At 63.6% G+C, this 21,674-nt stretch carries 24 protein-coding genes; 18 read left to right on the top strand and 6 right to left on the bottom strand.

All coding sequences use genetic code 11. The features are described 5' to 3' along the window. Positions 1-25: 25 nt before the first annotated feature. Both HBA54_RS24530 and HBA54_RS24535 read left to right on the top strand, forming a co-directional pair. Positions 26-1,594, top strand: a complete 1,569-nt coding sequence (locus HBA54_RS24530; RefSeq protein ID WP_167229891.1) for a UxaA family hydrolase — start codon at positions 26-28, stop codon at positions 1,592-1,594. Further along, on the top strand, positions 1,591-2,712 hold the full coding sequence (locus HBA54_RS24535; protein ID WP_322096114.1) for an Ldh family oxidoreductase: 1,122 nt from the start codon (positions 1,591-1,593) through the stop codon (positions 2,710-2,712). The genes HBA54_RS24530 and HBA54_RS24535 overlap by 4 nt, the downstream gene beginning before the upstream one ends. An 18-nt stretch (positions 2,713-2,730) precedes the next feature. On the opposite strand, the gene HBA54_RS24540 is transcribed toward HBA54_RS24535, so the two are convergent. Both HBA54_RS24540 and HBA54_RS24545 read right to left on the bottom strand, forming a co-directional pair. Further along, positions 2,731-3,543, bottom strand: a complete 813-nt coding sequence (locus HBA54_RS24540; protein WP_167229894.1) for a DUF8692 domain-containing protein — start codon at positions 3,541-3,543, stop codon at positions 2,731-2,733. Between the two features lie 162 nt (positions 3,544-3,705). Further along, positions 3,706-3,942: a DUF2061 domain-containing protein gene (locus tag HBA54_RS24545; protein ID WP_205944894.1), complete on the bottom strand. Its 237-nt coding sequence runs from the start codon at positions 3,940-3,942 to the stop codon at positions 3,706-3,708. 198 nt (positions 3,943-4,140) lie between these two features. On the opposite strand from HBA54_RS24545, the gene HBA54_RS24550 reads away from it, so the two are divergent. From HBA54_RS24550 to HBA54_RS24560, 4 genes are read left to right on the top strand one after another with little or no spacing between them, the layout of a single operon-like run. Next, positions 4,141-4,851 carry an HD domain-containing protein gene (locus HBA54_RS24550; RefSeq protein ID WP_167229897.1) on the top strand — a complete coding sequence of 237 codons (711 nt, stop codon included), beginning with the start codon at positions 4,141-4,143 and terminating at the stop codon, positions 4,849-4,851. A gap of 10 nt (positions 4,852-4,861) precedes the next feature. Further along, positions 4,862-5,029, top strand: a complete 168-nt coding sequence (locus tag HBA54_RS28825) for a hypothetical protein (protein ID WP_205944895.1) — start codon at positions 4,862-4,864, stop codon at positions 5,027-5,029. 1 nt (position 5,030) lies between these two features. Continuing rightward, positions 5,031-5,228, top strand: coding sequence for a transporter substrate-binding domain-containing protein (locus HBA54_RS24555; RefSeq protein WP_205944896.1), 198 nt, complete (start codon positions 5,031-5,033; stop codon positions 5,226-5,228). 3 nt (positions 5,229-5,231) lie between these two features. Beyond that, positions 5,232-5,582, top strand: a complete 351-nt coding sequence (locus tag HBA54_RS24560) for an ABC transporter permease subunit (RefSeq protein ID WP_167230059.1) — start codon at positions 5,232-5,234, stop codon at positions 5,580-5,582. A 76-nt stretch (positions 5,583-5,658) separates the two neighbouring features. Here the strand turns inward: HBA54_RS24560 and HBA54_RS24565 are convergent, their stop codons facing one another. Together HBA54_RS24565 and HBA54_RS24570 are read right to left on the bottom strand one after the other, a co-directional pair. Continuing rightward, positions 5,659-6,741 carry a hypothetical protein gene (locus tag HBA54_RS24565; protein ID WP_167229900.1) on the bottom strand — a complete coding sequence of 361 codons (1,083 nt, stop codon included), beginning with the start codon at positions 6,739-6,741 and terminating at the stop codon, positions 5,659-5,661. A 71-nt stretch (positions 6,742-6,812) separates the two neighbouring features. Next, positions 6,813-7,103, bottom strand: coding sequence for a type 1 glutamine amidotransferase family protein (locus HBA54_RS24570; RefSeq protein ID WP_167229903.1), 291 nt, complete (start codon positions 7,101-7,103; stop codon positions 6,813-6,815). Positions 7,104-7,328: 225 nt separating this feature from the next. Between HBA54_RS24570 and uxaC the strand changes: the two genes are divergently transcribed. The 8 genes from uxaC (at position 7,329) to HBA54_RS24610 (ending at position 17,014) form a co-directional block, all read left to right on the top strand. Continuing rightward, on the top strand, positions 7,329-8,744 hold the full coding sequence (gene uxaC / locus HBA54_RS24575) for a glucuronate isomerase (RefSeq protein ID WP_167229906.1): 1,416 nt from the start codon (positions 7,329-7,331) through the stop codon (positions 8,742-8,744). 51 nt (positions 8,745-8,795) lie between these two features. Continuing rightward, positions 8,796-10,283 (top strand): mannitol dehydrogenase family protein, encoded by a 1,488-nt coding sequence (locus HBA54_RS24580; RefSeq protein WP_167229908.1) that lies wholly within the window; start codon positions 8,796-8,798, stop codon positions 10,281-10,283. A gap of 110 nt (positions 10,284-10,393) precedes the next feature. Continuing rightward, positions 10,394-11,410: a LacI family DNA-binding transcriptional regulator gene (locus tag HBA54_RS24585; RefSeq protein ID WP_167229911.1), complete on the top strand. Its 1,017-nt coding sequence runs from the start codon at positions 10,394-10,396 to the stop codon at positions 11,408-11,410. 35 nt (positions 11,411-11,445) lie between these two features. Next, entirely contained in the window at positions 11,446-12,732 is a 1,287-nt protein-coding gene (locus tag HBA54_RS24590) for an ABC transporter substrate-binding protein (protein WP_167229914.1), read from the top strand. An 80-nt stretch (positions 12,733-12,812) separates the two neighbouring features. Next, a complete protein-coding gene (locus tag HBA54_RS24595) occupies positions 12,813-13,658 on the top strand; it encodes a carbohydrate ABC transporter permease (RefSeq protein ID WP_167229917.1) in 846 nt (281 codons plus the stop codon). After that, positions 13,658-14,527, top strand: coding sequence for a carbohydrate ABC transporter permease (locus tag HBA54_RS24600; protein ID WP_167229920.1), 870 nt, complete (start codon positions 13,658-13,660; stop codon positions 14,525-14,527). The genes HBA54_RS24595 and HBA54_RS24600 overlap by 1 nt, the downstream gene beginning before the upstream one ends. A gap of 52 nt (positions 14,528-14,579) precedes the next feature. After that, the gene (locus HBA54_RS24605; protein WP_167229923.1) at positions 14,580-15,641 is read left to right on the top strand and encodes an ABC transporter ATP-binding protein; all 1,062 of its coding nucleotides are present in this window, start codon (positions 14,580-14,582) and stop codon (positions 15,639-15,641) included. 32 nt (positions 15,642-15,673) lie between these two features. Continuing rightward, on the top strand, positions 15,674-17,014 hold the full coding sequence (locus HBA54_RS24610) for an MGH1-like glycoside hydrolase domain-containing protein (protein ID WP_167229925.1): 1,341 nt from the start codon (positions 15,674-15,676) through the stop codon (positions 17,012-17,014). Between the two features lie 3 nt (positions 17,015-17,017). On the opposite strand, the gene HBA54_RS24615 is transcribed toward HBA54_RS24610, so the two are convergent. Then, positions 17,018-18,217 carry an AGE family epimerase/isomerase gene (locus HBA54_RS24615; protein ID WP_167229928.1) on the bottom strand — a complete coding sequence of 400 codons (1,200 nt, stop codon included), beginning with the start codon at positions 18,215-18,217 and terminating at the stop codon, positions 17,018-17,020. 351 nt (positions 18,218-18,568) lie between these two features. Between HBA54_RS24615 and HBA54_RS24620 the strand changes: the two genes are divergently transcribed. The 4 genes from HBA54_RS24620 to HBA54_RS24635 all read left to right on the top strand — a co-directional run bounded on the left by HBA54_RS24620 (position 18,569) and on the right by HBA54_RS24635 (position 21,023). Beyond that, positions 18,569-19,285 carry a Crp/Fnr family transcriptional regulator gene (locus HBA54_RS24620; RefSeq protein WP_167229931.1) on the top strand — a complete coding sequence of 239 codons (717 nt, stop codon included), beginning with the start codon at positions 18,569-18,571 and terminating at the stop codon, positions 19,283-19,285. 412 nt (positions 19,286-19,697) lie between these two features. Next, complete coding sequence (locus HBA54_RS24625) at positions 19,698-20,189, top strand: invasion associated locus B family protein (protein ID WP_167229935.1); 492 nt, start codon at positions 19,698-19,700, stop codon at positions 20,187-20,189. After that, positions 20,167-20,598: a c-type cytochrome gene (locus HBA54_RS24630; protein ID WP_167229938.1), complete on the top strand. Its 432-nt coding sequence runs from the start codon at positions 20,167-20,169 to the stop codon at positions 20,596-20,598. The genes HBA54_RS24625 and HBA54_RS24630 overlap by 23 nt, the downstream gene beginning before the upstream one ends. A gap of 11 nt (positions 20,599-20,609) precedes the next feature. Continuing rightward, positions 20,610-21,023 carry a hypothetical protein gene (locus HBA54_RS24635; protein ID WP_167229941.1) on the top strand — a complete coding sequence of 138 codons (414 nt, stop codon included), beginning with the start codon at positions 20,610-20,612 and terminating at the stop codon, positions 21,021-21,023. Positions 21,024-21,135: 112 nt separating this feature from the next. Here HBA54_RS24635 and HBA54_RS24640 read toward each other — a convergent pair whose 3' ends face one another. Beyond that, positions 21,136-21,576, bottom strand: a complete 441-nt coding sequence (locus HBA54_RS24640) for a hypothetical protein (protein ID WP_167229944.1) — start codon at positions 21,574-21,576, stop codon at positions 21,136-21,138. Between the last annotated feature and the right edge of the window lie 98 nt (positions 21,577-21,674).

Here is a 21,674-nt window from a genome sequence, read left to right on the forward strand (position 1 = left end):
AACCTTCGAGGAAACGGATCAATCCATGACGAGCCCAGATCGTACAGAGGCTGCCGCTGCCGAGGGTGATCAGGGCAGCCTGGTCATCCGGCTCAGCCCCAACGACAACGTGGTGGTCAGCCGTGCTGAAATTCTGGAAGCAACCGGCGTGCCGCAGGAAGGCGTTACCACCCGCAATATCATCCCGACCGGCCACAAACTCGCCACCCGGACCATTGCACCGGGCGATCCCGTCGTGAAGTACGACCAGATCATCGGCTTCGCCAAGCAGGCCATCGCCGCGGGCGAGCATGTTCACGTTCACAACTGCGGCATGGGGGCCTTCGAGCGCGACTACGCCCACGGCGAAGGCGCCAAGCCGACCGCCTTTGTGCCGGAGAACGAGCGCGCCACCTTTCAAGGCTACCGCCGCGCCGACGGACGGGCCGGCACCCGCAACTACATCGGCATCCTGACCTCGGTGAACTGCTCGGCCACCGTGGCGCGCTACATCGCCGAAGCCTTCAACAGAACCGGCATTCTGAGCGACTACCCCAACATCGACGGCGTGGCGGCTTTCGTCCACTCCACCGGCTGCGGCATGGCCGACAGCGGCGACGGCTATGAGGCGCTGCAGCGCACGCTCTGGGGCTACGCGCGGCACCCCAACTTCGCCGGGATCCTGATGGTCGGGCTGGGTTGCGAGGTTAATCAGATTCCCTTCCTGCTCGATGCCTACGGCCTGAAGCCGGGCGCGGGTTTCCAGACCATGACGATACAAGGCAGCGGCGGCACCCGGCGCACGGTGGATGAAGCGATTGAGCGCATCACCGCCATGCTGCCCGCCGCCAACGCCGCCAAGCGGGAAACCCTGCCCGCCAGCGAGCTGACCCTGGCGCTGCAATGCGGCGGTTCGGACGGTTACTCCGGCATCACCGCCAACCCGGCGCTCGGCGCCGCGGCCGACCTGCTGGTGCGCCACGGCGGCACCGCGATCCTGAGCGAAACGCCGGAGATCTATGGCGCCGAACACCTGTTGACCCGCCGCGCCGTCAACCGCGACATCGGCGAGAAGCTGATCGAGCGCATCCATTGGTGGGAGGACTACACCAAGCGCAACGGCGGCGAGATGAACAACAACCCCTCCCCCGGCAACAAGGCCGGCGGACTCACCACCATTCTGGAGAAGTCGCTGGGCGCAGCCGCCAAAGGCGGCACCACCAACCTGACCGGCGTCTACAAATACGCCGAACCGGTCACCGCCAAGGGCTTCGCCTTCATGGACAGCCCGGGCTACGACCCCTGCTCGGTGACCGGCCAGGTGGCTTCCGGCGCCAATGTGGTCTGCTTCACCACCGGGCGCGGCTCAGTCTTCGGCTTCAAACCCTCCCCCTCGATCAAACTGGCGACCAACACCACCATGTACCGGCGCATGGAAGAGGACATGGACATCAACTGCGGCGGCATCGCAGACGGCGAAGCCTCGGTCGCGGCTGTCGGCCAGGCGGTTTTCGAAAAGGTCCTGGCGGTCGCCAGCGGCGAACCCTCAAAGTCGGAAGCTCTGGGCTTCGGTGACGCCGAGTTCATCCCCTGGCAAATCGGAGCGGTGATGTGAGCGATACCCACAAGGTATTCAAAGAAACAGCGGCCAAGAGCACCGCGGCGGACGAAGCCGTCAGGATCCAGGAGCCGGAACTGGCGCGCTTCCTGCGCGATGCCCTCTCAGTTGCCGGTGCCGACGCGCCCTCAACAGAGGCCGCCGTGCGTGCCCTGGTCGGCGCCTCCCTCCGGGGGGTCGACAGTCACGGGGTGCGGCTTTTGCCGCACTATGTGAAGGTACTGCAGGGCGGACGGGTGAAAGGCCGGCCGCAGCTGCGCTTCGAAAAGCGCGCCGCCGCCGTCGGCAACCTGGATGCCGGCAATGCCCTGGGCCACCTGGCCGGCTACCGCGCGATGGAAGAGGCGATGATCCTGGCCGAGGACGCCGGAATCGGCGCCGTGGCGGTGAGCAACTCCTCGCACTTCGGGGCCGCCGGCGCCTACAGCCTGGCGGCGGCAGAGGCGGGCTATCTCGGGCTTTGCGTCTGCAACAGCGATTCCGCGGTTCTCGCCCACAGCGGCCGCGATGTCTTTCACGGCACCAACCCGATCAGTTTTGCCGCCCCTGTCGCCGGGCAGCGGCCCTACCTGATCGACATGGCAACCAGTTCGATCCCCTTCAACCGGGTCCTGCAGTTCAAGGCGATCGGCAAGACCCTGCCGCCGGAGGTGACGGTGGACAACCAGGGCCGGATGACCCAGGACCCGGCAGCGGCCAACGCCCTGCTGCCCCTGGGCGGCAGCACTTATGGCTACAAGGGTGCCGCCCTGGCCGGCATGGTCGACGTGATGTCGGCCATGCTGAGCGGTATGCGGCTCAGCCACGAGATCCCCAACATGATCACATCCGACTGGTCGGAGCCGCGCAGGATGGGCCAGTTCTTCCTGGCCCTGAAGCCCGAGACATTCCTGCCCGGCGAAATCTATGCCGAACGCATGGCGGCCTACCTGAAGGCGCTGCGTGGTGAAAGCGCGCAGTCCGGTGAAACCGTGATGGCCGCCGGTGACCGGGAATGGGCGGTGGAACGCGAACGCAGCGCCATCGGTATTCCCCTGGATGCGCATAACTGGCAGGCATTCGGGGAACTCGCGCAGTCTCTGCGCGTGACGCCACTGACGCCGGTATCGATCTGACAGGCAAGAAAGAACCGGCTATTCGAAGCAGATCGTCGTCTTGTTGTGGGACGCGCGCAGCTGCCTGAAGATGAACAGCAGAAACAGCAGCACGCCCGCGTACTCAAGGCTTTCCTCTATCGTTGCGAAAGCCCGGTAGTGCAGCGTCTCGATACCGGCCACCTCCGCCTGGGCGCCGCCCAGCATCTCCATACCGATCGCTCCGGATAGAAAAACGACCGCCGAACCGATCAACAGGCCGCGGTCGAATCCCTTGAAGCTGAGAATAAACGGCACGAAGCAGAGCAACCCGGCAAGGCAGATCACCAAGGCCGGCAGCGTCCAGGCGAAATAGAACAGTCCGCTGTTGTCGATGCGCGCACTCAGCACCGCAGACAGCCATTCATGGATCATCGCGATCTCATCGAGCGACAGCGCGCAGAAGATGATCGCCAGCAGGAACCAGGGAATCGCCTGGCGCCGCTTTTCCCGATTGACCTGCACTGCAACGAAAAGCAGCGACAAGGCACAGAACATCATCAGGCTGGTGGCAAACCAGGTGGGCAGGCTGGACTCGGTATCCAGATCGAGCCGGTAGATACGGTCAGAAAGCCCGGCTTCCGGCACCGCGAAAATCAAGACGTCCTGCAGCAGGCTCAACAGAACGATGACGGCGGCGCAAAGCCACAAGACACCAAACACATAACGCAGCTTGATCGTCAGGATCTGGCGAACCTGCGCCGCCTCTCCTGCAACCGGGCGACCTTCCGCGGCGGGCGGCGAAGGCCTTTCCAGGTCTGTTCTTTTTGTAGGCGTAGCTTGTCCGGGCGTAAGGGCTGCTTGTCTGGACATGACGGACCCCGATGGAGAGCAGGATTTGTTCTCCGTCAGGATGCGTCACAACACTGTCATTCAATTGTAATATTCTTGTGGCCACTACCGGCCGCAGCGGAATCGGCGCTTAAGCGAACCCGACAATCCAGCGGCCAACCGACCGCCCGCTTGGCTTTCCAATCAGCCGGCCAGATGCCCGCCCTGGGGCAAGCTCACCGGCCGCGACGCAGAAGCCAGCCAGTCGAAACGCTGCCAGAAACGTTCGTGGAAGAAGAAGACGACCGTGTTGACCGCCGGCTCGATCAGCGCGACCCCGGTGGCGATCAGGACCGATCCGGTCAGGGCATAGGTCACGCCAAACCCGACACCGAAATGCAGCACCGCAAAAGACAGTGTCTTTGCTATATCCCGCGCCATGGCCTCTCCTTCCTTGGAACGATTCTAATTGAGAGTGATTATTAGTTACGTTCCAAAGATATCTTTGTCAACCCCGGTATAAATTCCTGCATGACTCCGGCTTTGACAGACCCTCTGAGTTCTTCGACACTTCCGTTCAGGGAAAGTGGCGGCGCTATGACTGCCCGTAAGGGGATGCGGAAAAATCAGGGGTACGGCATGAGCGACCGTAAGGCGTGGGCTCCGGAAATGGGGCAAAGCGGCGACACCGGTTTTGATATCGGTGAAAGGCGCCCAACAAAAACAACCGCAGACAACCGCTGTGGTGACCGCAGCCCCCTGCTGGAGGCGGACTGGCGCTATATCGAAACGACCGAGCTGGACGACCTCAGCGCCGAGGACTGGACGCTCCTGAACCGGCAGCGCAGGCCCTACTACGCGGACGAACAGGCGCGCCAGGCGCTGAGGTTTCTGAGTTGCAGCGAACACGACAGAAGCTTCGGCTACCAGATCAATAACTATCGCCACTGCCTGCAGACGGCGACAATGGCGCACAACGCCGGCGAAGACGAGGAAACCGTCGTCGTCGCCCTGCTGCACGACATCGGCTTCGTCGCCTGCCCTGACAGCCATGGCGAATTCGCCGCTTCGCTGTTGGCCAACTATATCTCGGAAAAGAACCTCTGGATGCTGCGCCATCACGCGATCTTTCAACAGATCCACCTGGCCGGCGTGCCGGACCATGGCTTTGATCCGGATGAGCGGGAGCGTTGGCGCGGGCATCCGTTCTTTGAGTGGACCGCCAATTTCGTCGACCGCTACGACCAGCGCGCCATGTGCCCGCATTACGACACGGCGCCGCTCAGCTTCTTTGAGCCCATGGTGCAACGGCTCTTTGCCCGGCCGGCGCGCACTCTGACGGTCGACTAGAGCATGACAGATGAACGGCACGATCAAGAAGGGCTGTCCTGAGGTGCGGGGACCGAAGGTATTGGGAAACGAAGGGGATCACAAAATGAATCAGGTCAGACTTGTTCTGGCGTCAGTGTTGCTTGGCTGTCTTGCCTGGACCGCACCGGCCGCGGCGCAGGATTCGAGCCTCATCTAAGGTGTTGGAATCGGGCAAGCTCAGGGTCGGCACGACGGGCGATTGGAACCCGATGTCGATGAAAGACCCGGCAAGCGGCGGCTACGCCGGTTTCGACATCGACGTCATGACCGAGCTGGCCAAGGACCTGGGCGTAGAGATCGAGTTCGTTCCGACGGAATGGAAGACCCTGGTACCGGGCATCGTGGCCGATAATTAGGGCATCACGACCAGCGCTTCCGTCACATCGCAACGCATCCGTAGCGCCGCCTCCTTCGGCCTTTCCAACTTCCAGAAAATGCGCCTCGCGGTACTGTCCCAGGCGATCCGCCGCATCCTGCCGGCCATGGGCAAACAGTTCGTCTATATGCTGAAAATGTCGTCGCTGGTCTGCGTGCTCGGCCTGTCCGAGCTGACGCGCCGCGCCAACGAACTCTCGGTCACCGTCTACCGCCCGCTGGAGACCTACACCATCCTGCTGCTCGAATACCTGGCGCTGGTGCTGGTCGTCTCCTGGCTGGTGCGCCGCCCCGAGAAACGCATGGGCGCCAACGTGCCGGAGGGTGGGTGCTAAAAGCCTCGCGGGACCTCGCATTGACCCTTGCACAAATCACACTACGCTTCCGGTCTTGAGATCACTGTTCTTTGGATCAGCGCCGGGGCTCCAGGACAAAACCCAGGATCCGTGGATTTCCGGTGAAGGGATCAATGCAGCCCGGAAGCATCTGGTACTCGGCGCAGACACCCCGCAAGATGATGACGCCGTCCCCCAGCATCACGTCATAGTGGCGGGTCACCGTTACATCTTCATCGTAGATCTCAGGTACTTCGCCCTTGGCCTTCACCTCACCCTCATAGCGTGACGGCGTAAGCTGGAGCCGATCTCTGTCCAGCCGCCAGCGGCCGCTTTCCTTGTGCGTTATCTCAAGTGTCGACTCGCCCGTCATAACGTCGAAGTCAAAGTGGGACCACTTTGAAACGTAGCGCCCGTTCTCCCGCAGTTCGATATCCGGAGACCCGGAAGAAAGTGCGGCAATCGCGAAGTTATCCTCTTCCAAGAGAACGTCTCCGCGCACTCTCCCTCCCTCCCAATCGCCGACGACATCCTCGGCTTCGGGCCAAACCGCCGCATCACGTTTCCGCACATGCTGATAGCTTGGCGACCCGGTCGCCTGAGCGTCCATCACCTTGAGTGAGTCGAGAATTGATCTGAGTGTCGCTGCCCGGGGCGCCACGGCCTCGATCCCGCCTTCATAGGCGACGGACGCGAAGATGCCGCTGCGGCCGGGGCGGCTGATCTGAACATGATGGACAACCGGATCACCGATCACAGTCGAGCCGAAAGCACCTTTCGTCACCATGGATAGCGCCAGGACACTCTGACGTGTCTCGTCAGGCCCGCCCGTCGTGTTGCGGACCATGGAAGCGTGAAGGCGCCCAGTCGCCCTGATCTCGGTGGCGCGGAGGTCGTGAAACAAGAAGAGTTCCTCGTTGTCCTCCCAACCCGTCGACAACAGGATAAAATTGTAGTCCGGGCCCTCCGCAAGAAGGACGGTGCCGCTTTCATCCAATGAAGCGATCCAGCTGTCTGGCAGCAGGAGATCGAAGCTGCCCTGTATGAAGCGGGTATTGAGCGATACATCCTGGGCTGCCGCCCCTGGCACCGCATGCAAAAGCCCTATCAGCATGGCGGTGCCGACGAGATTCAGATGGCGCCTGAAAGCCGTGAGCAAAGAAACTCCCCTTTCCGGATTTCCCGACTCAACCATAGCATGAACGTGACGCGACGGCGCGAAACTCGTTGTCAGCCGGCCGTCATTCCTGTTTCCGATGCATCCAACCAGGCCTTCAAGGTGGTGGCAATCTCCAGGGTGTGGCCGATGAACCAGCGCTCCAGCCCTTGCGCCGTCGCCTCGATATGGAACTGGGTGGCGAGGACGAGCAGAAGGTCGACGGCCTGGAACGCCGGGTCGCTCAGGTCGTCGAGACCGGCTTCGCGGTAGCCGGTCTCATAGCCCTGCGCTTGCAACACCGGTTGGAAGCTGCCGAGGTCTTCAAAGGCGACATGGCGGATGGCAAGGGCTGTCTTATTCATGGCGGGGCCTCATATTGGCAGGCGGCTGCGGCGCGCACCTGGGTGACGCCCCAACCTGCCGAAGCAAGCACACAAAGGGGGTCAGGCTGCTTTACCTGCATGACCCCGCTCTGCCATAACTTCCGGAATAAGGTCCGCTAGAAATATGGGCTCACGCTACGCCATGCAAGATCCTGTCGGCCGCCTGCTGCGCGGAGAGCAACCTAAGAGAAAAACAGAGACCTCATGACCAAACCGCTGCAGCTTCACGAAGATCGCCTGTTTCCGGCAGAGGCGTCACAACGGGGCGTCGCGCGGCGGCTTTACGCTGAGATCAAGGATCTTCCGATCGTCTCGCCGCACGGCCATACCGACCCGGCCTGGTTCGCGGAAGACCAGCCTTTCGGCAATCCCGCAGAGCTCTTCATCATTCCCGACCACTACCTCTTCCGCATGCTCTACAGCCAGGGCGTGGACCTTGAGGATCTCGGCGTGCCGCGCCGCGACGGCGGGCCGGTGGAACGCGACGGGCGCAGGATCTGGCGGCGCTTTGCCGAGCACTACCACCTCTTTCGCGGCACCCCCTCGCGCCTCTGGTTCGATCATGCCCTCTCGGTCGTCCTGGGCATCGACGAACAGTTGACGCCGGAGAGCGCCGACCGGCTCTACGACCGTCTGTCGGAGCGGTTACAGCAGAGCGATGCCCGGCCGCGCGCCCTCTTCGACCGCTTCAACATAGAGGTTCTGGCAACCACGGAATCACCGCTCGATGACCTCGCGCATCACAAGGTGATCCGCGACAGCAACTGGGACGGCCGGGTGATCACGGCTTTCAGGCCCGACCCGGTGGTCGATCCCGACTTCGAGGGTTTTCGCGGGAATGTCGAAGAACTCGGCAAGCTGACCGGCGAAGATACGGCGGGTTGGGACGGCTACCTGGCCGCCCAGCGCCAACGCCGGGCCTTTTTCTCGGAGATGGGGGCGACCTCCAGCGATCACGGCCACCCCAGCGCCGCCACTGCCGACCTTGATCCGGGCGCCTGCCGGACACTCTTCGCCAAGTGTCTCGCCGGCGACGGATCGCCCGAGGATCACGAACTGTTCCGCGCGCAGATGCTGACGGAAATGGCGCGCATGAGCCTGGATGACGGCCTGGTGATGCAGATCCATCCCGGTTCCTTGCGCAACCACAACGCCGGGCTGTTCGAGCGCTTCGGCCGCGACAAGGGCGCCGACATCCCGACGCGGACCGACTATGTCGCGGGGCTGAAACCGCTGCTCGACCGCTTCGGCAATGAGAAGGCCCTCTCCGTCATCCTCTTCACCCTGGATGAAACGAGCTACAGCCGGGAACTCGCTCCCCTGGCCGGGCATTATCCGATCCTGAAGGTCGGCCCGGCCTGGTGGTTCTACGACAGTCCGGAGGGCATGCTGCGCTACCGCCGCGCTCTCACCGAGACCGCGGGTTTCTACAACACTGTCGGCTTCAACGACGATACACGCGCCTTTCTGTCGATCCCGGCACGCCATGATGTGGCAAGGCGTGTCGACTGCGCTTACCTGGCGGAGCTGGTCTGCACCCACCGCCTGGGCGAGGACGAGGCCTTGGAGGTCGCCCATGACCTTACCTACCGCCTGGTGAAGCAGGCCTACAAGCTGTGAGGCCGGACACGATGAGGCCCAATTGGCGCGTTGCCCCATGAAGCGGCCCCCATGAAGCGACTGAGTGAGAAAACGCTCGCCGAACTGCCTTCCGAGATCCAGCGCCCGGCCTATGACCGCCAGGCCTGTCAGACGGGCATCGTCCATCTTGGTATCGGTGCCTTTCACCGCGCCCATCAGGCGGTCTATAGCGACGACGTCTTGGCCGCAGGCGAACAGTCCTGGGCAATCTGCGGGGCCAGCCTGCGCGGCCCCGGCGTGCGCGACCAACTGGCACCGCAGGACGGGCTCTATACCCAGGCCGTGGCGGGACCGGAGGGAGAAAGCCTGCGCGTCATCGGCGCGGTGAAGGAGGTGTTCTTCGCCGCCGAAAATCCGGCTGCCCTGGTGGCGCGTCTGGCCGACCCGCAGACCCGCATCGTCTCCCTCACCGTCACCGAGAAAGGCTATTGTCACGACCCGGCCAGCGGCGCCCTGCAGCACGACCACCCCGACATCCGCCACGACCTGCAGCACCCGGAACAACCCCGGTCGGCGCTGGGATTTCTCCTGGCCGGACTGCGCCGGCGATATGAGCGCGGCCAGACACCCTTCACAGTATTGTCCTGCGACAACCTGCCCCACAACGGCGCGACCCTGCGGGGTCTCGTGCTGGAACTGGCCGAGGCGGTCGATCCTGCACTGATGCGTTGGATCGAGGCAGAAACTTCCTTTCCTTCGACCATGATCGACCGCATCGTCCCCGCGACCACCGAGGACGACCGGCAACGGGTTTCCGAACGTCTCGGCCTGCGCGACGAGGGCGTCGTGATCTGCGAGCCTTTCCGCCAATGGGTGATCGAGGATCGTTTCGCCGCCGGCCGGCCCCTCTGGGAGCAGGCGGGTGCGCAGATGGTGAGCGACGTTGCGCCCTTTGAAGAGATGAAGCTGCGGCTGCTCAACGGCAGCCATTCCATGCTGGCCTATCTCGGCTATCTCTGCGGCCACGAGACCATCGCCGACACCATGGCCGACGATACCCTGCGCCGCCTCACCAGGCGCTTCATGGATCGCGAAGCGGGACCGACCCTGAAACTGCCGCCGGGCGCCGATCTGGAAAGCTACAAGCAGGCCCTGATCGAGCGTTTCGCCAACCCCGGCCTGCAGCACCGCACCTGGCAGATCGCCATGGACGGCAGCCAGAAGCTGCCGCAGAGGCTGTTGGCTACGATCCGCGACCGCCTGCGGGTCGGCGCAGCGATAGATCTGCTGGCGCTGGCCGTCACCGGCTGGATGCGTTACACGGCCGGCCACGACGAGGCAGGGGCCGTCATCGACGTCCGCGACCCCCTGGCCGGGAAACTTGTCGAAAGCTACGCCGCCGGCCAAGGCGATCCGTCAAGGATCGTCGACGCCTTTCTGCAGCTCCGAGAGGTCTTCGATCCCGATCTCGCCGACAATCCCGACCTGCGAAAGGCGCTGACCGGCGCACTCGGGCTGATCCTGACGCGGGGCACCAGGGCAGCCGCCGAAGCAACCTTGGCGCGCATCTCCATCTGAACCCACCCAATGGCCATCGTCGCGGCCTTCCACTGTATTGAAATAATATTGCGTATTGACGGCAATATTATTTCCTTTTACACTTTCCAAAACGTTTTGGATCGCAGGAAATGACCCTCAAACGAGTCGCCGAGGACCTAAACCTCTCTGTCACCACGGTTTCCAGGGCACTGAACGGCTACCCTGACGTGAGTGAAGCAACGCGGGAAAAGGTGAGAGAAGCGGCCCGGAAGGTCGGCTATGTCCCCAACCGCCTCGCCCAGGCCCTGCAGCGGGGCACCTCTGAGGCGGTCGGCATCATTCTGCCGAGCCAGTTCGGCCACTTCGAAGATCCGTTCTTTCTGGAGCTGCTGGTGGGGATCGGCGAGCGCCTGCACAGCGCCAACCTGGACCTGGTGGTCTGTGCCGTGCCGGAGGGACCGGCCGAAGTCGACGCCTACAAGCGCCTGGTCGAGGGCAGGCGGGCGGATGCCGTGATCATCGCCCGAACCCGGCGCCATGACGAACGGATCGACTATCTGATCGAGCAAGGCGTTCCCTTCGTCACCCATGGCCGCGCGGAAACCGCGACGCCCATCGCCTTCATCGATGCCGACGCCCGGACAGCCTTTCGCCGGGCCACCGAACGTCTGATCGAACTTGGCCATCGGCGCATCGCCCTGATCGGCGCGCCCGAAGAACTCTTCACCGCCGGCGAACGCAAGACCGGCTACGAGGAAGCCCTGCGCGCTGCCGGCATTACCTTCGATCCAGACCTTTATGCCGTCACCAGGCTCAACGAACGCGGCGGCACGGCCGCGGCCGAGCGCCTGTTGGGCGGCGACAAGCGGCCGACCGCCCTGCTCTGCGCCAACGATGCCATCGCCCTCGGGGCGCTGCGCATCGCCCGCCGCCTTGGTATCGCAGTGCCGGATGAACTGTCGATCGTCGGCTTCGACGATCTGCCGATGGCCGCACAGGCCGAGCCGCCCCTCACCACTATGCGCCAGGACATCCGCGGTGCCGGCGCGCGCCTGGCGGAGATGGTTTGCGCACGCCTGGGCGGCACCGCCATCGCCGATCTGCAGGAACTTCTGGAAGCACCCTTGATCGAGCGCGAGTCGACCGGGCTCGCGTCCCAGACCTGAACAGACAACAACAAAAAAACACAGTGGAGGAAAAGATGAAGACCATGCTCAAGACCGGATTGTCGGCAGCCGCCGTCTCCGCCCTTTTGTTCACCAGCCTTGCTGTTTCAGCCGAGACGATTTTTCTCTCGACCCAGGCACGCCCCATCGAAGAAGCCGAAGCCATGCGCAACACGGTTCTCGGCGCCTATCAGGGTGAGGTCGACTACATCCCGCAGGAAGACGGTCCCTTCCTGAACCGGGTTCTGGCCGAGGCCGAGGCCGGCGACGTCTCCATCGGCCTGCTGGGTGCCCTGCATGGGAACTTCCCGGTGCTTGCCGGCGCCGATGCCCTGGCGCCGGTCGACGACATCATGGCATCGCTCGGCGACCGCAAGCTGATCAACACCTTCGTGGAGCTGGGCAAGCTGGGCACCGACAAGCAGCACTACGTTCCCTGGATGCAGGCCAGCTACGTCATGGCGGCCAACCGCGAAGCGCTGCAGTACCTGCCCGAGGGCGCCGACGTGATGGCGCTGACCTACGATCAGCTGGCCACCTGGAGCGCCAACGTCCAGACCGCGACGGGTGAGCGCAAGCTGGGCTTCCCCGCCGGGCGCAAGGGCCTGATGCACCGCTTCTTCCAGGGTTATCTCTACCCCTCCTTCACCAACTCCGTCGTGACCGAATACCGCGGCGAGAAAGCAGCGGCGATGTGGGCCGGTTTCCGGGATCTCTGGAAGACTGTGAACCCGCGCTCCACCTCCTACGACTTCATGCAGGAGCCGCTGCTGGCCGGAGAAGTCTGGATCGCTTTCGATCATACGGCCCGTCTGATGGACGCCTTCAACCAGCGTCCGGACGACTTCATTGCCTTCCCGGCCCCCGCCGGCCCCGAAGGCCGCGGTTTCATGCCCGTCGTGGCCGGCCTGGCGGTGCCGGCAAACGGACCGGACCGGGCTGCCGCCGCGAAACTGATCGACTACATGACCCGCCCGGAAACCCAGATCGCCACCCTGAAGGCCATCGGTTTCTTCCCGGCCATCGAGATGGACCTGCCGGACGACCTGCCGCGCGGCGTCCAGATCGCCGGGGCCGCGGTTTCGGCCCAGTCCGCCTCCCCCGACGCCAATCCCAGCCTGCTGCCGGTCGGCCTGGGCGACAAGGGCCGGGAGTTCAACAAGGTCTTCATGGACACCTTCCAACTGATCGTGCTGCGCAAGGCCGACATCGCGGAAACCCTGGACCGCCAGGCCGGCAACCTGCGCAAGCTGATGGAAGAGACGGGCGCCCCCTGCTGGGCGCCGGATCCGTCCAGCGCCGGTGCCTGCCCGGTAAAGTAGTCCGCCACGATCGATCCGCCCCTGCCGAAGAAGCGCCGCCGCGAAGCGCGCACCTTTGGCAGGCGGCACGGGGGTGACCGATGATCACTGAAAGAACCCTGCCCTATTGGCTGCTGGCGCCGAGCCTGGTCTTTTTGATCGCGCTCTTTGCCTATCCCTTCGCCGATGCCTTCTTCATTGCCTTTCGCGCCGATGGGCAGTGGACCTTCGACAATTTCCGCACCATGGTCGACGACATCAACTTCGGCCTGTCGCTGTGGAACACCATGCTGCTGGTGTTGATCGTCGTGCCTCTGCAGATCGCCATCGCGCTGACCATGGCGATGATGCTGACCAAGATCCGTGCCGGCCGCGACCTCGTGCTCTATGTCTGGACCATTCCGCTCGGCATTTCCGATCTGGCCGCCGGCGTGGTCTGGCTCGCTCTTTTGAGCGAACGCGGCTACATCAATACCGTCCTTTCCGCCCTCGGCATCGTCGACGGGCCGGCGTTGTGGCTGAGCTATGAGACGCCGGTGGCGCTCTTCATCGCGGTTATCCTGGCGGAGGTCTGGCGCGCCACCGCCATCGTCATGGTGATCCTGGTGGCCGGCGTGCAGCTTATCCCCAAGGAATACAACGAAGCGGCGGAAATCTTCGGCGCGTCGGCCTGGCAGCGCTTCGTCAAGATCACCCTGCCCCTGCTGAAGCCCAGCCTGCAGACCGCCCTGATCCTGCGCACCCTGCTGGCCTTCGAGGTTTTCGCCGTGGTGGTCGCCCTGGGCGGCCGCGACCTGCCGGTACTGATGGGCGAGGCCTTCCTCTGGCAGTTCGACTACCGCGACAGCGGTGTGGCTTCGGCCTATGCCGTTCTCATCCTGCTCATCTCCATCGCCTTCACCCTGGTTTACCTGCGGGTGCTGCGCGTTAAAGAGGAGGCCGAGTGATGACTGCCCTCACCAAAGACAACCTGCCGGAAAAACCCGGCCTCGCGGACCGGCTGCTGCCACGCTGGAGCGTCGGACAATGGCTCTTCGCCGCGATCTGCCTGATCCTCTGCCTCTGGGTCCTGCTGCCGATCTACCTGCTCGTGCTCAGCGCCTTCTCGCCGCGCGACGCCGTCTTCGCCTGGCCGAAGGCCTTTCTGCCGCTCGATCTCTCGACCGACACCATTGCCTTTTTCTTCGGGGTCCGTGGGGTTCTGGCGGCCTTCTTCAATTCGGTCATGGTGGCGGTCCTGACCATGGTGATCTCCATCGGCCTCGGCGCGCCCGCCGGCTATGCCCTGGCCCGCTTTCGTTTCCGCGGCAAGGACAGCTTCCGCCTGATGATCGTCATGACCCGCGCCTTCCCGATTGCCATTCTGGCGCTGCCGCTGACCGTAACCTTCATCAAGGTCGGGCTCTACGACACCGTCTTCGGCGTGGCGCTGGTCCACTCGGCCCTGGCCCTGCCCTTCGCCGTCCTGATCAGCTCCAGCCTTTTTATGGGGATACCCTTCGAGCTGGAAGAGGCCGCCTGGACCATGGGCTGCACCCGCTTCCAGGCCTTCATGCGCGTGGTCATGCCGATCGCGACGCCGGGCCTGGCGGCGGCGGCGATTTTCGCCTTCGTGATCTCCTGGAACGAGGTCTTCGCGGCGACCATCCTGACCCTGCAGCACCCGACCCTGACGGCCTTTCTGCTGACCACCCTGGCGGAATCACCGCTCTACTTCCGTTTTGCCGGCGGCTTCTTCCTGGTGGTCCCGGCGCTGATCTTTATTTTCGCGGTGCGCAAATACCTCTTCAGCATGTGGGGCATCGCCAACCGCTGAACCACGAAACAGGTGCCTCCAAAGGGCGCCCGAAGCAAGGGAGTAAAAAGCCATGGCTGCCGGCATCTATGTCGATAAAGTTCGCAAGGTCTTCGGCACCTTCGAGGCCCTGAAGTCCGTATCCCTGGACGTACAGCCGGAGGAGTTCACCGTTCTGCTCGGCCCCTCGGGCTGCGGTAAGACGACCCTGCTGCGCATCATCGCCGGCCTGGAGACGGAAACCTCCGGAGAGTTGAGGATCGGCGATAAAAGGGTCAACGGCCTGCCGCCGCGCAACCGCAACATCGCCATGGTGTTCCAGAACTATGCGGTGTTTCCACATCTGACGATCTTCGAGAACATCGCCTTCGGCCTGCGCATGAAAAAGCTGCTGAACAGCGAGATCGAACCGCGGGTGAAAAAGGCCGCCGGCATGATGCACATCGAACATCTGCTGGACCGCTACTCGGCCCAGCTCTCCGGTGGCCAGCGCCAGCGCGTCGCGGTCGCCCGCGCCCTGGCGATGGAGCCGGAGGTCCTGTTGATGGATGAGCCATTGTCGAACCTGGACGCCCTGCTGCGCCTGGAGATGCGCGCCGAATTGAAGGGCCTGCTGGCGGAAAGCCGCACCACAACCATCTACGTCACCCACGATCAGGTCGAAGCCATGAGCCTGGCCGACCGCATCGCCGTGATGCACGGTGGCCACATCATCCAGTACGACCGCCCCATCGAGGTCTATCAGAACCCGGCCAACGCCTTCTGCGGCGGCTTCATCGGCAATCCGCCGATGAACTTCCTGCAGGCGGAACGCGAGAACGGCCACTGCCGGATCGCCGGCGCCGCCCTGCCCGGCCCCAGCGCCAGCCAGGGCAACGGGCGGGTCACCCTGGGAATCCGGCCGGAGGATGTATTGGTGGCGGAAACCGCTGCCTCGGAACATCTGACCGGGCGGGTGACGGTGGTCGAACCGCTCGGCCCCCACAACCTGCTGACCCTCGCGGTCGACCAACAACTGTTTCGCGTCACAACCGCCGCTGACTCCCCCATCAAAAGCGGCCAGGAGGTCTATCTTGCGCTGGCCCCGGAACGGCGGCGCTGGTTCGACACTGAAAGCGGCAAAGCGCTCCATTGATGACAGGTTCAAGAAGAGGCGATTGACTGAAGATGGCTGAGGCAACAGCGCCAGAGGCGCCCAAAAACTTGAGTGACCCGGAGGTCTGCACGCGCGAGGCCGAGCGCATTCTCAAAGAAAACGACCGCGGCGGCTATACCGTGCCGACCCCGGGGCTCTATCCGTTCCAATGGAACTGGGACAGCTGTTTCGTGGCACTCGGCTGGGCAACCTTCGACGAAGTGCGCGCCTGGCAGGAAATCGACAGTCTCTTTGCCGCCCAGTGGCCCGACGGCATGGTCCCTCACATCGCTTTCCACAGAGAAGACCCGGGATACTTTCCGGGCCCCGACGTCTGGGGCAAGGCGGCGATCTGGGGTGATCGACCTGCCGTCGCCACGTCGGGGATCAGCGATCCGCCGGTTGCTGCCAGCATTGTTCTGAAGCTTTGGCAGGGCGCCCGCGACCGGCAACAGGCCGGCGCCGCCGCGCAGCGGCTCTATCCCAAGCTGATGGCCTGGCACCGCTGGTTCCACGGCGCGCGCGACCCGGCGGCGGATGGCATGGTCGCCATTCTCCACCCCTGGGAATCCGGACGGGACAACAGCCCTGACTGGGATACCGCCCTTTCCCGGGTACCGGCGGACGGTTTGCCGCCGTTCGAGCGCCGCGACCTCGACAAGATCGACGCCGCGCAACGGCCCCGCAAGGAACAGTACGACCGCTACCTTTCCCTCATCCTGACATTCCGCGAGAGAGGTTACGACCCGGAGGCCATCTATGCCGCCTCTGCCTTCAAGATGGTCGATGTCGGCACGCTCGCCATCCTGCTGCGCGCAGACCGCGATCTCAGGGTGCTGGCCGAGGCCCTGGGCCACCAGCAAGACATCCCGGAGTTCGATCGCTGGATCGCGCGGGGCGAAGACGCACTGGAGCGGCTTTGGGACGAGGAGGCCGGAAGCTTTCGATCCTTCGACCTGGTATCCGGTACCTTCGCCGACGCCATCACCTCAGCCTCTTTCCTGCCGCTCTATGCCGGTGGCGTGAAACCTGAACGCCTGATCCAGATGATTGAGATTCTGGACCGATGGTTTGCCACGACTGCCTATCCGGTGCCGAGCTTCGATCCCGAGGACCAACGCTTCGACCGGCTGCGCTACTGGCGCGGGCCGACCTGGGCCATCGTCAATCACATGATCGCAGAGGGCCTGAGCGATTGCGGTTATGACGACCGGGCGGCCCGTATTGCAGAGGCCAGCGCGCGCGCCATCCGCCAAAGCGGTTTCTGGGAATACTTCGATCCCATCACCGGTCAGGGCCTCGGCGGAGACGACTTCACCTGGACCGCGGCCATGTGGCTGGCCTGGGCCAGGCACTTCGCAACCGAGAACTGAGCCTCAGGATTGCGCGCTGTCAGGCAGAACGCGCAGGACCTCCGCAAGCGCCAGGAAAAGATGATAGAGGCTGCTGGCCGGAATTGCCGGGGCGATCATCTTGCCGTCGCCATCCAGCTGATCCTGCCAGAGCGCATGATCGAAACTCACGAAATGGGTGAACATCGATTTCAGCAGCGGCTCGCTGCCGGCCTTGGCGGTCGGATCGCCGCAGCGTTCGGTCAGGGCGAGACAGGCCTTCAGTGCCTCGGTCTGGGGCCAGAGCCGCTTGCTGCCGCCCTTCAGTACCCGGCCTGTCTGGTCCAGTTCATCATAGGCCCCGAAAACACCACCCGGCCGGCGGTCGATGCCATGTTGCCAGCCCCAGGAAAACAGCTTTTCCATGATCGGCAGAACCGAGTCGTCTCCGGACAGCTGCCCGTAGCGATGGAGCAGCCAAACCCATTCAAAATGGTGACCGGGCTCACGCAGAAGCGCACCCTCGACCGCCATCTCGTTCCAATCCGAATCGAAGAACTCCGTCAACTGCCCCGTATCAGCGGCATAAAACCTGAGCTTGAAGAGATCGAGAATGCGTCCGGCCCGATCGAACCATTCCTGCTCGCCGCTCGCCTCATACAGAGCCAGCAGGGCTTCGAAAAGGTGCATGTGAGGATTCTGACGGCGCGGCAGCGGGATGGCCTCGCCCTCGGCTACCGCGTGGTCGGTGTAACCGTCGAAGCTGCCGTCTCGCTCCAGCCCCAGCGACGAATCGACAAATGCGATCGTCCGCTTGGCACGCTGCAAAACCTCCGGGTCGCCGCCGGCACGATAAAGCCAGGCCATCGCCAGCAGCATGAAAGCGTGGTCGTAGCAGTCCTTCGTCCGGTCGAGCGGAGTCCCGTCGCGCCGCAGGCGGTGGAACCAGCCTTCGCCGTCATGATCCCAGGCATGTTCAAGCAGAAAGGCATAGGCGCCGCGGGCCAGCGCCAGCCCGTCGGGGAACAACTGAAGGGTATGAGCCTGGGCATAGACGTAGATCTGTCGCGCCTGCAGCCTGACGCGCGTGTAGTCCTCGCTACTCGGTTGCGCCGACAGATCCAGCTTCTCGATAAAAGCGCCAGTCTGCGAATCAAAACCGGTGGCTGCCCAAAAAGGCAGCAGCTTCTGGCCCAGCCAACCGCCGAGATCTTCGATAGCAAAGGACATGGTCAGCTGTGACATTTTTGTTCCCGCCTTGGATGACGGTCCGAAATTGCGCCTCCAGAAGCGGTCTCAATAACGCGACAGCCCTGGCAACTCAAGGTCTGGCCAATAGGCCGGGCAGGCTTTGCAGCCTGACAAGGCAAAAACCTCAACGCGGGCATATGCCGCAGAACTACAATCATCAGCCAGTTGCATCCGGCCTTGTCCGGAGTAGTATTGCCCAGGCTTGTCGCCGCCCGGTTTTTGACACTTCGATTGGGGAATGGGCGGCGAACAGCGGAAGCTTGAAGCTTTCAGGTGACTTAGCCTTCCTGTTCCGGCAGCGACTCCGGGCAATACGGTGAGGGCCAAAAAGCGAAGATGGAGGCGATGACAGCCAACCAACGGCTCTCGGGGGGTACGGGTTACGCGCTTGAGCGGATCGAGATCTTCAAAGGTCTGGAAGCGAGCGAGATCGAGCGCCTTTCGCAGCGCATGAATTGGCGCAACTACCAGGCCCAGCAACAGATCATCGGCCACCAGGACGCCTCGACCGACGTCTACTTCATGGTTTCCGGAACGGTCCGGGTGATCCTGTTCTCGAGTGCCGGCAAGGAAGTGGCTTTTCGCGACATCTCAGCCGGCGAGTGCTTTGGCGAGTTCGCCGCCATCGACGGAGCGCCCCGCTCAGCCAACGTCATCGCTCTGACGGATGTGATGATCGGCTCCGTGCCGGCTGAAACTTTCCGTACCATCCTGCAGGAATACCCTGCCGTTTCCATGGCGATGCTGACCTACATCACCCGCCTGGTTCGCTCTTTGAGCGAGCGGATCTTCGAATTCAGTACGCTTGCCGTGAAAAATCGTATCCATTCGGAACTGCTGCGACTGGCGCGGGATCACATCGGCGACGACAATACGGCGCGCATCTCGCCGGCACCGACCCATGCCGATATCGCCAGCCGCATTTCGACCCATCGTGAGGCGGTGACCCGTGAGTTGAACGATTTGACCAAGAACGGTTTGATCAAACGCGACGGCCGCACCCTGATCGTCAGCGACGTCATCGAGTTGGAACGTATGGTCCACGAAGTCGCCGGCGACTGACCGCCCACTGAGGGGTTTTGTTCCCCGAGGTCCCGCAGCACCCGGTCGGCGGCAAGAATGCGAACCAGACCAGGATTTCCGACCAACAGCGCTCCAGGCCAAGCTCCGGATAAGGGAAAACCCCGTCCGATGGGCAGCGGACGGGGTTTTCAAGGCTCACTAAAGGTCCGTCATCGTGGCTTGAGGGAGGACCTCCACAACAACGCCCTAAACATAGGGCCGGGCCGCCAAAACCACTGTGGGATTTGTCACACCCAGGGCAAGAAACTGCGAATTCGGCAGAATTCCTTACCCCTTGAGGCCTAAGCCACAAGTCCCGCGCCCTTCTCCGCCTGCTCACTCGCCCCGCCGACCGTCTGGGCCCAGACTTCCCAGGAAAGCCGTTTCGACCGCAATCCCGGGAGAATGCACCATGAATAGGATGTTCAGCAGAGCCCTTTGCCTACCGCTCAAGCCCCTCGGGCTGGCCCTCGGCCTGGCTGCAGGCCTGACCGCCGGCAGCAGCCTCACGGCCACATCGGCCCTCGGTGACGTCGAACGCTGGAGCGTCGTCTGCGGTCAGTCGGCCTGCCTGGCCGATTACCAGGCACCGGGACTGCAGATCCTGATCGCACCCGAACGCGGCAGCCGGCGGCTGCGGGCCATCCTGCGCGTCAGCCACCAGGTGGGCGCCAACGCACCCATCGCGCTGCAACTCGACAGCGGCTGGACCACCAGTCTGCGGACCAGCGCCTGCAACGATCTGTTCTGCCAGGCTGCCGTCAGCTTGGAGGCGACCGACCAGGTTCTCGCCCGGTTCCGCAGGGACCTGCAAGGCGTGGCAGCCTATCGCGTGGCAGAGAAGACCGTCGTGGCCCGCTTTTCCTTGAAAGGCTTCAGCAATGCACTCAACCAGATCCAGTAGCCGCTGCCCGACCGGGCAGTGGCCCACCCGACGGCAGAGCCGAAACCGCGGCGCCGCGAGAGATACGCTGCTCCTGACCGGGATCGGCCTGGCAGCCGTCCTGTTCTGGGTCTGCCTGCCGCTTGTCGGCCCCGCGCGGGGCGACGAGATCACCGAGGGCCGCGATCTGGTGGCCCAATACTGCCTGCGCTGCCATGCGGCGCCGGAAGCCCCCTACAGCACGACGGCGGCACCGACCCTGCGCGAGATGGCCCAGGCGGTAGACTGGTCGACTCTGAGGTTACAGGCCTGGCTGGCGGCGGATCACCCGCCGATGCCGCGATTTAACCTGACCTCGGCAGAAATCTTCGCCCTGCGCAGTTACCTTTCCTCGATGAAGACCGACTCACTGCTGCACCCGGCGTTCTGAGGTCGCGGGCTATGCAAGAAAAGACCCCCGCGCGTATGGCCCTGATATCGCTCGCCCTCGCCTCACCGCTTTGCCTTGGCGGCTGCGTGACCGGGCTGGTCGGCGCGGCCGGCATGGCCCTGAATGCCGTCACCGGCGGCAGCGGAGCGACGGCCAGTAAAGCCGGCAGCCCCGGCGGGCAGGGCGCCTTCGATGGAAACTCGCCCAGGGAACTGCAGGATGCCCTGGCACAGACCGACGACAGCACGTCGCCGCTCTGCCGCCGCCGGCTGGAAGCCTACCGGCAAAAACACGCCGCAACGGAGGACGAAGCGCAAGGGGAGGTACAGACAGTAAGCAAGCCCGGCAGGCGTTGCGGTCTGCAGCCTCTCTGCCTGCCCGGCGCGGAGCGCCCCACCGAGATGATGGTTTGCCGCAGCCAATAGGCTGCTCATAGTTTGGAAGATCTCACGACATCGACAAAATGAAACGGCGGCCCGAAGCCGCCGTCGCATGTCTTTGCCCGGGCAGAGATCCCGTATAGGTATCCCGGGCCGGCTACTGGCTGGCGGCATCACCATCCAGGATCTCGCTGACCTCGTCGGCTCCGTTGTTCTGGGTCTGGGTGACGTTGTTCTCAGCCGTCTGATCGCCGACCGCCTCTTGTCCTAGATTCAAGGCGCCATCCGAGTTGTTCAGGATGATGCAGGACGAATTGCCCCGCGCCCCGGCGCTGCCTTCGCCACCGCAGACAAGATAGGTCGTGGTGCCGGAAACGGCGGCACTGCCGCTGCCGCTGTTGCCGTCCAGCAGGCCGGCGTCGACCTGCTTCATGAAGATCGCCATGCTGCCGCCGCTGCGCGCGGAAAAGCCCCAAGGCTGCTCATTCATCTGGGCCGATGCGTCACCGGCCAGGTGCGCCATCAGGGTAACCGCAAAGGCGGCGTAGACAAGAAAGGTCAGAACATCGACTGTAAAATGCATCAGGGTCGTTTTCATCTCCACCTCCTGGAAACTGGGTCTGCCACCCCGGGATGAGAAGGGGATGAGGGAGCAGAAAATCTCTGCTCCCTCCCCGGGGTCGGTAGGCTTGCTTG

The organism is Pelagibius litoralis (assembly GCF_011683915.1).
GTDB lineage: Bacteria > Pseudomonadota > Alphaproteobacteria > Kiloniellales > Kiloniellaceae > Pelagibius > Pelagibius litoralis.